This is a genomic window from Parasediminibacterium paludis (genome assembly GCF_042651445.1).
In the GTDB taxonomy this organism is placed as follows: Bacteria; Bacteroidota; Bacteroidia; order Chitinophagales; family Chitinophagaceae; genus Parasediminibacterium; species Parasediminibacterium paludis.
Genome location: NZ_JBHSDC010000012.1, coordinates 418,653 through 433,168 on the forward strand (window position 1 = coordinate 418,653; position 14,516 = coordinate 433,168).

7 protein-coding genes are annotated in these 14,516 nt (G+C 35.8%); 2 read left to right on the forward strand and 5 right to left on the reverse strand.

Going from position 1 to position 14,516, the window contains the following annotated elements; genetic code table 11:
• Positions 1-39: 39 nt before the first annotated feature.
• Complete coding sequence (locus ACFOW1_RS08565; protein ID WP_379013597.1) at positions 40-1,755, forward strand: ABC transporter ATP-binding protein; 1,716 nt, start codon at positions 40-42, stop codon at positions 1,753-1,755.
• 132 nt (positions 1,756-1,887) lie between these two features.
• On the forward strand, positions 1,888-5,367 hold the full coding sequence (locus ACFOW1_RS08570) for a TraB/GumN family protein (RefSeq protein ID WP_379013598.1): 3,480 nt from the start codon (positions 1,888-1,890) through the stop codon (positions 5,365-5,367).
• Positions 5,368-5,575: 208 nt separating this feature from the next.
• Here ACFOW1_RS08570 and bglX read toward each other — a convergent pair whose 3' ends face one another.
• The 5 genes from bglX to ACFOW1_RS08595 are packed head-to-tail and all read right to left on the reverse strand — an operon-like array spanning position 5,576 to position 14,495.
• On the reverse strand, positions 5,576-7,915 hold the full coding sequence (bglX, locus tag ACFOW1_RS08575; protein WP_379013599.1) for a beta-glucosidase BglX: 2,340 nt from the start codon (positions 7,913-7,915) through the stop codon (positions 5,576-5,578).
• The gene (locus ACFOW1_RS08580) at positions 7,887-9,863 is read right to left on the reverse strand and encodes a glycoside hydrolase family 97 protein (RefSeq protein WP_379013600.1); all 1,977 of its coding nucleotides are present in this window, start codon (positions 9,861-9,863) and stop codon (positions 7,887-7,889) included. Before ACFOW1_RS08580 ends, bglX begins: the two co-directional genes overlap by 29 nt.
• Positions 9,864-9,868: 5 nt before the next feature.
• Positions 9,869-11,656 carry a family 43 glycosylhydrolase gene (locus ACFOW1_RS08585; RefSeq protein WP_379013601.1) on the reverse strand — a complete coding sequence of 596 codons (1,788 nt, stop codon included), beginning with the start codon at positions 11,654-11,656 and terminating at the stop codon, positions 9,869-9,871.
• 2 nt (positions 11,657-11,658) lie between these two features.
• Complete coding sequence (locus tag ACFOW1_RS08590) at positions 11,659-12,996, reverse strand: glucoamylase family protein (RefSeq protein WP_379013602.1); 1,338 nt, start codon at positions 12,994-12,996, stop codon at positions 11,659-11,661.
• 32 nt (positions 12,997-13,028) lie between these two features.
• A complete protein-coding gene (locus ACFOW1_RS08595; RefSeq protein WP_379013603.1) occupies positions 13,029-14,495 on the reverse strand; it encodes a glycoside hydrolase family 30 protein in 1,467 nt (488 codons plus the stop codon).
• Positions 14,496-14,516 lie beyond the last annotated feature (21 nt).

The window sequence follows — 14,516 nt, forward strand, 5'->3', positions numbered from 1 at the left end:
AACTTACTAGCGGTGCTATTTTCTTTAACATCACTTACCATGCTAGCACCATTTTTACAATTATTGTTTGGCAAAGAAGAATTGTTACGTGTAGAACCTGCTTGGACTTTTTCTGGCGCAAGTGTTACCAATCATATTAAATATGTGATTAGCCAAGTTATTATTCACTATGATAATAATAAGGTATATGCACTGGCATTTATCTGCATCGTTATTTTGGTATCCATTTTCTTTAAAAACTTATTTACGTATTTGGGTTTTAGAGTGCTATCGCCGATGCGCAATTATGTAATGACCAAGTTACGCTCCGACTTATTTGACAAAATTTTAGAACTACCCATTGGCTATTTTACAGAGCAACGAAAAGGCGATATTATTAGCCGTATGAGCAATGATGCGAATGAGATTGAGTTTAGCGTAATGAGCACTTTAGAAGGTTTGATTCGTGAGCCACTAACGGTTTTAATTGTGCTTGTAAGCTTAGTATTACTAAGTCCGCAATTATCATTTTTTTTATTGGTACTACTACCAGCAACAGGTTTCATTATTGGTAGATTAAGTAAATCATTAAAAAAACAATCAACCGATGCACAAGAACGATATGGCTTGCTTATGTCGATACTTGACGAAACTTTGACTGGCTTACGCATTATTAAAGCTTTTAACGCAGAAGGCTTAATAGGTAAGCGATTTTTTGCTGTCAACGATGGTTTAGGCAATTTGCGCAACAAAATGAATTTTAGAAGAGATATGGCCTCGCCAGTTTCCGAGTTTTTAGGTGTGTTTGTGTTGTGCTGCATTTTATGGTTTGGCGGCAAATTGGTACTAAGCAATCAGGCAGATTTAAATGCAGAAGGATTTATTACTTATATTTTATTATTCACACAAATAATTCAACCCGCAAAAAACCTCGCAGGCTCTTTTTCTAGTGCTAGAAAAGGCGGTGCAGCAGTTGCCAGAATCGAAGAAATACTGCAAGCAGCGATTGTAGTTAAAGAGCCCGAAGCACCAAAAGTACTAGCGCAATTTAGCCATAGCATTGAGTTTAAAAATGTATCGTTTGCTTACAACGATGTCACCATTTTGAAAAACATTAATTTGACTATTGAAAAAGGTAAAACAGTAGCCCTTGTAGGTAGCAGTGGTGCTGGTAAAAGTACTTTGGCAGATTTAGTACCACGCTTTCATGATGTAACCGAAGGCGAACTATTGATAGATGGTGTAAACATTAAAGATTTGAGTCTGCAAAGCTTGCGCAACCAAATAAGCATTGTAACACAAGAGCCTATTTTATTTAACGATACCATTGCCAGCAATATTTGCCTAGGCAAGCAAGATGCCACACAAGCACAAATAGAAGATGCCGCCAAAGTGGCCAATGCCTACCAATTTATACTAAAAAAAGAAGAAGGCTTTGCCACCAATATTGGCGATAGAGGTAGCAAGCTAAGTGGTGGTGAAAGACAACGCTTAACCATAGCTAGAGCAGTACTTAAAAATCCGCCCATATTAATATTAGATGAAGCAACATCATCGCTTGATACCGAAAGCGAACGCCTAGTACAAGATGCTATCAACAATATGATGCAAAATAGAACAAGCATTGTAATAGCCCATAGATTGAGCACTATCCGCCACGCAGATGAAATAATAGTACTGAGCAAAGGCGAAATTGCTGAACGTGGTACACACGATAGTTTAATAACCAAAGGTGGTATTTATCAACGCTTGGTAGAAATGCAAGAGGTGAGGTAGCAATACAAAAAATGTCTAATGCGACCTTATCAATGTTATACAAAAAATTTATAGTAAATTCATATTATTATAAATAGGTAGTTTTATATTCGCTTTTAATTAATATTATAAAGTGCCAAAACTACGCTATCCATGAAATTATTCAGAATACTACTCATATTCGTTAGTATTATTAGTTATCGTGTTTGCCATTCACAACAAACACTTCCTAAGTCACTATTGTGGCGCATCTCAGGTAAAAATTTACAGCAACCATCTTATCTATTTGGTACTATTCATTTGCAAGATAAAAAGGTGTTTAACTTTCCTGATTCCTTGTATACAGCCATTGAAAAATGCTCAGTTTTTGCGCTTGAAGTAAATCCAGATAGTATTAATAATAACATGGCAGACTATCTCAGTACTAAGTACGAAAAATTTACCCCGAATAAAAAGAAGAGTAAAAAACTAAAAGAACTTTTAACAAAAGAAGAATTGGATTTGCTTCAAAAAAAGCTGAAAAAAACAGACAATGTGCAAGTAGGTGATATTACGTTAAAGCAAGCATATTTATTGAAGGATAAGCTATTAGCGTCCAATGAAAATACAGATAATATGAGTACTTTTATGGATGCTTTTTTATATAAAATTGCGCTAGATAAAAGTAAAAATATTGCTGGTCTTGAACCACTTAGCAATCAAATGGATTTGTTGGACGACCTTGATTACACAGAAAAAGATGCTAAGTTATTACTCGCAAATTTACAAAAGCAAGATCAAGCCTTAAATAAGCTTTCAGAAATTTATTTAGACAAAAATATCGAGGGTATTCAAAATTGGGTTAATCTTTTGCCTAAAGATTATGAAGACAAACTACTTAGTAAACGCAATAGAGTAATGCTAAAGAGTATGGATAGTATCATGCAACAGCAAAGCTTATTTGCGGCTGTAGGAGCCGCACATTTACCGAGTAGCAATGGCTTAATAAATTTACTAAAACAAAGCGGCTATACAGTTGAGCCAGTCATTTGTAATACATATACACATGCAAACAACTATGTATTTACCAAAAAAGCAAATGATTGGGTAAATGTAGTGGATACTGCAGCGGGATTTATAGTAAAAATGCCGGCTAAGCCTAGCGATGCAGATATGGGTGGCGGTTTAATAAAAATGCGCACTTACATAGACATTACAAATAACCAAGGTTTTTATACCATGCACTTTGGTACACCCGCAGTTAATAATAAGCGACAAAAAGATAGTATCATTAATATAATGGCAAAAAAAATGATCGAAAGTGCTGATGGTATCGATGTTACTTCAAAAGACATAGTCAATAGCGGTGTGAGTGGCAGAGAATTCTTTTTTGTTGGTAAAAACAAGATTTATTTCAAATTACAATTGCTCACAAACGACAATGACTTGTTTTTATTAATGACTAATTGCACAGAAAAGTCAAATAAAGCGATTGACTCCTTTCACAATTCGTTCAAACTAATTCCCAAGCAAAAAGTATCTTGGGACGAAAAGGTGTTTCCTAGTGATTTTTTAACGCTAAAAATGCCAGGTAATAAACCAAAAGCAGTCACTAGTTACAATGAAGACAGTACAACACAGCAAGACTTATACAGTGTAGTAGATGAAAGTACTTCTACTTATTACTTCGTCTCTATTAGCAAAACGATTAATGGCAGATATTTTAAAAGCGACTCCATTCATTTACAATCCATTCACCAAAGATTGGGTTCGGATAGTACCAATGAATTTAAAAGCACCAAAATAAACAGCCCTTACAATGGCGATGAATATGAAGTTAAACAAGCAAATAATACCCTAGTAAAAGGTAGGTTTGTATATCTCGGCAATAGAGTCATTAATGTCTTTGCTGTATATTCAGATAAAACCAAGTCTCTTGAACAAGTCAATGCATTTTTACAATCAATTAGACTACTACCAATACCCTTAAGTATTTATAGCAGTTATACAGCCCCCGACAGCAGCTTTAAAACCTATGCCACAGCGCCATTTAAATTAATGCCAAAGGCAAAAGAGACTTATAATTACGATAATACTGAAGACAGTACAGCAGCCATTCATTATCTTAGTATGGATGCTAACAAGCTTACTTGCTTTGATATATTCAAAAAACAACTTAATAAATATTATTGGCGCAGCAACGATACAGCGATGCTAAAAAAATGGATTGATAATAACAAAACTTACAACGATTCTATTTCGGATATCGCCTACAGTATTAATAGTAATTGCATTAGCGCAGAAGCAATAATCTATAACAGAAATAATAGCTATCCAATTCGCGTTAAAGTGATAAGTCAGGGTCGTACAAGATATACCATTAAAGCAACGATATCGTCATTTATAAAAAATGATGCAGGTATTGATTCAGTTTTCAACCAATTCACAATTTTAAATGTAGATACTGCCCATCTTCAAACAAGCCCACTTGCATTTTTTACTGCCCTACATAGCGTCGATTCCGCAACACATGAAGAAGCTTTTAAAGCTACAAAAGAAGCTTATTTTGATAAAAATGATTTACCACTTTTACTAAAAGAAGTTAACGCCATATTTAAGTGGGACTCTGCTAACTACTTTAGAGTTCATAGTTTTATTATAGATGAATTAGAAGGCCTAGCAACAGATTTAACCCCCTCAGTCATTAAGAATACATATCTTACAATGCCATTGCAGCACGCTTCTGAACAGTTTAAACTATTAAAATTATTAACGCAAGTAAACGATACTACTGAAGGCTTTGCAACCTTAAAGCAACTAATGCTTAATCATTTGCCTACTTCATCGCAACCATATTTACTAGAATATAATTTAAGACAACATCCAGCACTTACTAAAACATTTTTTCCTGATTGGCTACCCTTGATTAAAGACAGTACCTGTAGCAATATAGTATGCCAAACATTAATAGATTTAATAGATAGTAATTATCTCTCAAAAGATTTTCTAGTCACGAATGCCGCTGCAATTATTGAACATATAAAAACTTTACGGAACATCATTGGTAAAAATGCATACTATTCTGGACAGTTGGATCTCTTAAAACGGATTAATACTATTGAAGCGTGGAAAGAAATCAATGCTTATCAGTATGTAAAAAATTTAGGAGCACAGTACAAAGCTGTATCACTTTTATTAGAAACCAAAAAGCAATTAGCAATTAATATTTTAGATACTATTGCTAATGACAATGATTATCGATTATCGCTTTATAATTTATTAAAGGAGAATAAACAAACAGCTTTATTTCCCAAGCGATTTGCTACACAACGTTATTTTGCAGAAAGCCTACTTATCAGTAACGATGAAGATAATGACTATGAAAGCATAAAGTTCTTAGGAGAAAGGATCATCAATTTTAAAGGTAAGTCACGTAAATTTTTCTTATTTGAAGTAAAGTATAATATAGACGATAAAGAAAGTTATTTAGGCGTTTCTGGTGCTTACAGCCTCAATCCATTATCGCTTGAAGTAATTGATGAACATAATATTACTGGCATTTACACAACTGAAAAACTAGACAAGAAATTGATAGACACACAATTGAAAGCTTACATAAAAGAGCTTGAAGAAGGGAAAGAAGAAATTGAATAAAATTGAGGTGATGTAAATTGCTTACAAACACAGATCCTACGCAAAATAGCAAGATTTGTGTTTGTAGCGATTTATAGTCCAATCCAAATACGAACATACTGATTTAATGTTCTAAAATATTTCCTCACATCACCTATATTCTATTGAGCGGATGAAATGCAGGTCTTTGTTTCCAATATTAATATCTATCACATATTATACTTTAATACTAATTCACCAGTTTAAATGCTGCAGTTGTTACATCCTTACTATTACTACCAATATATACCTCAAAGTCGCCAGATTCTGCAACATATTTAATATCACTATTATAAAATTTTAAATCATTTATACTAATTGTAAAATTAATTTTTCTTGACTCGCCTGGGTTGAGCGCAATTTTTTGAAACCCTTTTAATTCTTTTACTGGTCTTGTAATTGACCCAACAAGTTGCCTAGTATATAACTGTACTACTTCTTTTCCTGACACAATACCAGTATTGGTAACTGTTACGCTGATGGTGATAGGCTGGCCTTCTTTTAAAGTGTTACTACTTAGGTGCATATCACTATACTTAAAATTAGTATAGCTCAATCCATATCCGAAAGGGTAAACAGGCTCGTTAGAAACATCTAAATAATTAGATCGAAATTTTTGGAACCATTCCCCTTCGCCCAAAGGTCGACCAGTATTTTTATGGTTATAATAAAGTGGTATTTGCCCAACGTTTTGCGGAAAAGTGGTACTTAATTTGCCTGATGGGTTTACATCGCCAAATAGCACATCTGCAATCGCATCGCCAGCTTCTGTTCCACCGAACCATACATTTAAAATAGCTGGTACATATTCATTTTCCCATTTCAAAGTCAATGGTCTTCCTGCAAATAATACCAATATTACTGGCTTGCCAGTTGCGAGTAAGGCTTTTAACAGTTCCTGCTGAATTTTAGGAATACCAATTTCTGAGCGGCTAGACGATTCGCCACTCATCTCTGCAGATTCGCCTAAGGCAGCGACAATCACATCCGATTTTTCAGCCACATCCAACGCCTCTTTTAATATGGCTTCTTTGGTGCGGGTATCGCGATGTAGGGTTTTACCAAACATTGTTGCACGCTCCTCAAAAATACTATCCGCATCAAGGTTTGAGCCCTTTGCATATAAAATGTTAGCATTAGATCCTACTGCATTTTTTAACCCTTGTAATACTGACACAGCAGCAGAGAAATCTGTAGCCACACTCCAAGTGCCGGGCATATTTTCTTTAGCATCCGCCAATGGACCAATGAGCGCGATGTTACCAGTTTTCTTAATAGGTAGGAGGTTATTTTGGTTTTTTAATAATACAAAACTCTCACTGGCAATAGCTCTGGCTATTTTGCGATTGGCAGGTGTAAAAATCTCTGTTTTAGCCCTTTCTTCGTCGCAATATTTGTATGGATTTGCAAATAGACCTAGTTTATATTTTGCCTCCAGTACCAAACGGCAGGCATTATTAATTTCTAAAAGTGATATTTTCTTTTCTTGTAATGATTTCTTTAATGTAAGTAGAAACCCTTCGCCAACCATATCCATATCCACACCAGCTTTTAAAGCTAAGGCCGACACTTGCTGAAGGTTGCCCATACCATGTGCTACCATTTCGTTAATACCAGTATAGTCTGTTACCACAAAACCTTTAAAGCCCCATTGTTTGCGCAATACCTCTGTAAGTAAAAATTTATTACCAGTTGCAGGGATACCGTCTACTTCATTAAAAGACGCCATGATACTGCCTGCGCCTGCTTCTATGGCTGCTTTATATGGAGGCAAGTATTCGTTAAACATTCTCACACGGCTCATATCGGTTGTGTTATAATCTCGCCCCGATTCTATTGCACCATACATTGCATAATGTTTCACACAAGACATAATGCTATTATTTTTCGACAAATCACCTTGATAACCCTTTACCATGGCTTTAGCTATCTGCGAACCGAGATAAGCATCCTCGCCATTACCCTCAGATATCCTGCCCCATCGTGGGTCGCGACTAATATCTACCATTGGGCTAAAGGTCCAACAAATGCCATCAGCACTGGCTTCTTGGGCTGCAATTCGTGCGGATTGTTCTATAAGGTTCATATCCCAAATACAAGACATACCCAATGGTATGGGGAAAGTAGTTTGATAGCCATGTATCACATCCATACCAAAAATCATGGGTATCTTTAAACGACTTTCTTCAACTGCTACTTTTTGAACAGCTTTGATTTTAGCTACGGATTTTATATTAAAAAGACCGCCGACTTTTCCTTGACGTATTTGTTTGGCAATATCAGAATTGGAAGCTTGCCCAGTTACTATATCACCAGCACCTGGTAAATTGAGTTGCCCAATTTTTTCTTCCAATGTCATTTTCTTCATTAATACATCAATGAAAGATTTCATATCGTTACCCACTGGTTTTGGGGAGGCTTTTAGCTGAGCGGTTACCATTTGTCTAGAAATGAAGACAAAAATTAATAACAAGATAGTTCGCAAATTCATATAGCTATATTTATTTAATTTTATGTAAAATAATGACATTACCACCGCCAGATGCAACGGTAATTTTTATAATAGAATTATTTTTAAGAGAAATTACTCTTTTTGTAAGGTGATTGGGGTTGATAGCAACATCTTCAGCATCACTATAAATGGTTGCTGAATATTCGCCTTCGGGTAAAAAATTGGTAGTAATGGCTAATTCCCTACTTCTATTATTCGAAATAGTTCCAATATACCAATTATCTTGTTTACGGCGTGCGATAGTTATATATTCGTCAATTTGCGCATTTGTGACTTTTGTTTCATCCCAAGTAGTAGGTATGTGTTGCAATACTTCAAAACCTGGTTGTCCGATGTAGGCATCTGGATAATCGCATACCATACCTTGATAATTCTCTAATACCACGTACATAGCCAACATATGGCAGCGTGTTCCCATTACTAAAGGTCTGGTATACTGCACTTTAAATTGATTAGGAGCTGCTGCCCTAAAACCACCAAGGTGATAATCGGTTGAGCCTGCTAACATACGTGTGAATGGGATATTAATATCTACATCTGGTGTAATAAGATTATTCCATTTGTCGCATTCGTAATTGAGGGTACCTTCTCTTGTAAATTCGTTGGGATAAGTACGACTTAATCCCGTTGGTTTGTATGCACCATGAAATTGAATATGTAAATGATGCGCTGCTGCTTTTTGTAAAATTTCAGTTTGGATATTCACCATTTCCTGATCGTCTCTATCCATAAAATCAACCATCATACCGCTCAATCCCCATTTTTCAAACAGAGCAAATGCTGTATCTATTTTTGGGTATAGGGCTTTCCAATGTACCCAAACCCGCACACCTACATTTTTTGATTTAGCATAATCGCATAATTGCTTCATGTCGAGTCCATACACAGGCTTTGTAACATCAGCATGTGGACCAGGCTCGTAACCATTACCGTCATTGGTATACCATTCATGGCCACCATATTCAACCACAGAATGGTAAAGAATATTATTTTCAGCGCAGAAATCTATATAATATTTATTGGTCTCAAAATTATTACCTGGTGTAAAACTAGTGTCTGGAACAATTGTTCCATTCCACCATGGAAATGTGGTTGTTCCAGTTTTGATCCAATCAGTTTCCTTAAAGGCACAAGGCATATTAAGGCTAGTAATGATATTTGATTCAATTAACGCACCTATTCTATCGCTAATCAGCATTACACGCCAAGGCGTTTGATGGGGAAGTTGCGCTTTTACTTTTATGTCTTTTTGCCCTGGTAAAGGTGATAGTTGACTTGTTAATATGCCACTGTGTTTTGTTAAATACATTCCAGCATAGTTTAATAATGCAGCTTCGGTAATACCTACAAACACATTTTTGTTACATTGAAACAAAGCAGGCATATCCATTAAAGTATCTTCTTTAATTTGACTTAGTAAAGCTGTGGTATACAATCCTTCATGTGATGAGGTAAAATTTGGTAAAATCAATGCTTTTGTAATTGGGTCACCATTAAAATGGAATTGTGTGTTTTCTTCCAAAAGCGTATAGCTAATTTTATTTACTTGCGATGGCAGTAAATACCTAAAAGCAAGTCCATCGTCAAATATTTTTACTTCAAGATTTACATGATATTTTGCACCATCAAGGCTTTCAAAAAAAATAATAGCTTGCTTATAGGGCTGTTTTACTACAGATGTTTTACCCACTATCAATTGGTAATCATCAATACCCTCAGAAAAAGTTGGTGGCTGCCGCATTTTACAGTTTTCTAATGCGGCACCGTCGTCAAATACTAAGTTGAGCGAGGATGGCTGAACAAGCGTTTCATTCTTAAATGTTACTGTATAAAATGGTCTATTTTTTTGGATAAATAAGTTAAAAGCAATTTGACCATTAGGAGATTGAAGCTTAATATTTTTTTGTGCTATGATATTTCCAAAAGAAAATAGACAACAAAAAATTGTAATTATTTTTATTTGCATCTTATTTAATCTACTTTTTTAACTGGTGATTTTTGCGATATACCGTTCTCATTAATAGCTTCAATTGTAAAATAGTATGGCTTTTCCTTATCCATAGTTTTAAGCCAATATTCATTAAAATCATGCACCATAATACAGGTATATAATTTTTCTGGATTAGTGCCATAGTAGATATTGTAAGCGTAAGCGTCTTCTTTTGGCTGCCATTTGATATAAGCGCTTCGCTTATCTTTTTCTGTTCTAAGAATAATAAAATTAGTAACCATAGATGGCACTGCACCATGTCCATTTCCAAAAACGCGTAAGCCACTAATCGCGAATTTGCCTGTTGGCATGTGTATATTTTCTAGTTTTATAAATTTTGCTTCAATAGGTTTTTCTAACTCAATGTAATCATGCGGTACATCGGAGGTATTATTACTTTTATCTATTAATAAATCCCATTTTTTCCCATCTAAAGAAGCATATAATTTGTATTGGTGGTATTGGTCAACCCATTTACCCAAACGGTTGCTATCTACATCTTGATCGGCATAGTTTATTTGTATGGCATTTACAGTTGATATATTCCCAAGATCGGATTGAATAAATTCACCTTTCTTACTACTTACCGCACTCCAATATGTTTTGATATCTTCATCTACTGCATTATTAGCAGCATTGGTGCCAAGAGTTGATGATACTACAACTGGCTTTTTATAATTCAAAAGCATCCAATTAGGGGCTAATTTTCCTTTTTGGTTAGAAATAGATGGTAGGTAAAGCGGATAATCGCCAAAAGCTGTATTACACCACATAACATCGTCCGTATCAAAGCCGGCGGGCCAAATACCTATTCTTCTTTCAAAGGTATTTTTCACACAAATAATAGACGTGGATACATGCCAATATTGGTTATCATTGTCTTTAAAAGTTGACCCGTGACCCGCACCTTTTGAGAAGCCGCCAGGTTTAAAACTCAAAGGATCTGATTGGGGTATAAAAGGACCTAAAGGATTATCGCCAACTACCACCCCGTCTGCATAGCCGCTGAATTCAGTGCCAGGTGCGCCATATTGTAAATAATATTTGTTGTGATGTTTAGTCATCCAAGCACCCTCGATGAAGGGGTCTAAAAATGTATTATCCATATGCTCGCCAAATCGTTGCCAGCCATATCGGTCTTGTTCTAAAAAATACATTTCTTTGCGGTATCCTTTTGGTACCAAATTCTTTCTATTTAATTCAATGCCGTAAATAGGATACCGATTGCTACTGCCATTGTACATATAAAATTTACCATCATCATCTGTAAAAAAAGCAGGATCCCAGCCACCCATATCGAAAGAATCTACCAGTGGTTTCCAATCATTGGCTTTTGGATTAGTACTCATCCAAATAGAAAAGTTATTGGTGTAGGTTGAGCCAAATACCAGCATAGTATCACCAATAATACCCACCGCAGGCGCACATAATTCGTCATAACCTGCATTCCATGAACGCAAAAATTTTTTAGAAATAAATGTCCAATGCAACATGTCACTACTCCACCAATAGCCCCATTGGTTGGTACTAAACAAATAATAATCGCCCTTATAATTAACAATCACTGGATCGGCTGTGGCTCGGTGGCGGCCCCATTCGCTAAAATTAGGGATAGGTGTATAGCCATAATCGATATTAATAGGATTACAATAGGTTTGTTGTTGATATTGCGCTTTTGAAATAGATACAAATAATACCAAGCCAAAGCCCAATAGCGATTTTACCAATATGTTACGAGTTATATTTTGCAGTACCAAATCATTATTCATAATTAAAATATATTATATTTTCGACTTTGAAAGCCTAATTTTAGCAATCCTTTTTTTATTTCTGGACAACTCATAAAAAGTCGCCATAATAAGCCAGTTCGATAATTTTCGATCATTATAATAATTGGTCCTTGATCTATGGCTAAATGTGAAGTAGCGTACCAGTTTTTAGATTCATTAAAGGCATCTACAAAGCCGTATTGGCTCCAAATTTTATCGCCCAAATCATCGTAGAAATGCCGCAACGCTCTCATAGAATATTCTGGTGTGTAAGGAAACGCACTTAATGCCGCAGTAGGAGTAATTGTACCTTCATCGTTTGTTGGCGAATATGCGTTGTATCCATTATAGGTATCAGATGCAGTAAGCCCCCAGCAATTTTCGCCATAGCCTTTAAACGTTTTTGGATTCTCAACACAGTAGGCATGGTTAATAAGCGTATGGTTTTTATTTTGTTCCCAATAATCTGCATATTGATCCGTTAAATCGTGAGGATCTAGTCCTAAAAATGAATATTGAGAAAAAAATAATGGGCCACCATAATCAAAACCTAATGGTAATTTGTAACCATAGAATGATTTTCCATTTTTAAAAAAGTTACTTTGTGCCCAACCACGGTGGTAAACGGCATTGCTTACTGGATAGCGCTCACCGCTGGCCGCCAATATGTACATAATTAAACATTCATTATAGCCACGAACAGGAAAATTCATCGCCCAGCCATTATTTGGACTCCAATGCCAATACAATACTTCTTCGCCACCTTTTGTAAACCAATTCCATTCTATATCATTCCACAACCAGCCAATTCTGTTTCTTAATTCTGTTTCTGTAGCATTTGAACCAGTAAAATATTGCCTAGCACAAAGCAAGCCTTGAAATAGATACGCTGTTTCTACTAGATCGGCGCCATCATCTTTACGGCTAAATGGTATTGTTTGGCCAGTTGCACCGTTTAACCAATGAGGAAAAGCCCCATGATAACTATTAGCTTTCGTTAAAAAATTAACCAGTTTTAATAAGTGTTTAGCAGCGGTATCTTTACTAATCCATTTTCTCTCAGTCGCTACAATCGTAGCCATTACACCAAAACCAGTGCCACCTGTTGTAACAACTTCTTCGCCATAATTGAATGCCACATTACTTCGTTCTCTCGCCATGCCACTTATGGGGTGCGCAAAGTCCCAGAAATAGTTAAAGGTTTGCCTTTGTACAATATCAAGCAAAGCACTATCAGATAAATTACTGGGCTTATATACTTTTTTTATTTGTGCATTCGGCCCATAGCAAGTACCTAATAATACTATAAATAGTATAAAACGATGTAATCGCTTTTCCATATGGCAAGTTATTAATTAAAGCAATAATTATATTATAAAATTAACGTCTGTATTGCATGTGGCAAGATGGTTACCTGCGCTGCTTTTGAACCAATACAAACATTGTAATCTGTTTTCATGTTACTTTGATTCATCACAACGATAATTACCTTTCCATCTTCGTTCTTAAATGACGTAGTTAGCAATTGACTTCTGCTAGCCACACTACTAATGCGCTTGGCTCCTGGGCGTATAAATTTAGAAAAATGCCCGATATAATAGTACGCATTAGTGTAGATGAGTGCACCTGTTTTGGTATCGGCATGCACTGGTGCAAAACAAAAATTTTGTACATGGTTAGGACCACCTGTTTCATCTAGCAAAATGTTCCAGTCGCTCCAACCAACTGTTCCATTATTAAAATCATTAATCATTGATCGGCCATATCTTTCGCCTAAAGACCAGTTATAGTAGGCACCAGCTTTAAAGCTTTCGGCACAGCCTTCTGTAAAAACAATGTTTTTATCAGGCCATGTTTCATGCACCCTAGCCACATTATCATACATTTCTGTACCGCCGCTCCAGCTTTCGTACCAATGAAAGCCCATACCCCATGCATATTTAGCTGCTTCAGGATCATCAAAAATAGTTTTTGCTCTTTGAAACATTAAATCACGGTTATGATCCCATACAATGATTTTTTTATCACCCAAACCTTCTTTTTGCATGGTAGGACCTAAATAGTTTTTAAGAAAATCCCGCTCTTGTTCAGCAGTGTAAACACAAGATTCCCAGCGTTGGGTAGCCATAGGCTCATTTTGTACTGTGATACCCCAAATTGGAATCCCTTCTTTTTCATATGCCTTAATAAATTTGGTATAGTAGTTGGCCCATGGTTGATAAGCCTCAGGTTTTAATGTGCCGCCGTGCAATAAGTCGTTATTAGTTTTCATAAACGCCGGTGGACTCCAAGGGCTTGCAAACAAGGTTAGTTTACCACCTGCAGCGGCTATGGCTTGCTTAATAAAAGGTATTCGAAATTGTTTATCATGATCAATATTAAATGATTTTAATTCTTTATCGCCTTCGGTGATATAGGTATAGCTACTACTTGAAAAGTCGCTACTATGAATACTTGTTCTACCAAATGTGTAGCCGATGCCCTTCTCCACGTCATAATATGCTTGCATAAACTCCTGTTGCTTTTCTTTCGATAGTTTGGCAAAGGTTTCAGCAGAGGCGTCTGTTAACGCAGCACCAATGCCCAAAAAAGTTTGAAATGTTTTCGAAGGATCCACAAATACACAAATCTGTGTTTCTTTTGGCTGGGCAAGGTCATTAAATGACAGCGTATCTGTAGCAGATAATTTGAAATTACTACTATCAGCCGTTGTAAACACAACTAATTTTTTGCCATCTGTAAAATTAGATTTGTTGCTAGTTGCTGATTGATTGGTAATAACTGGTTGGTTACAGGCTGCCAATGCTAATAAAGATAAAGTGATAATACTATTTTTCATATATGTGTGTTGGTTTAATAA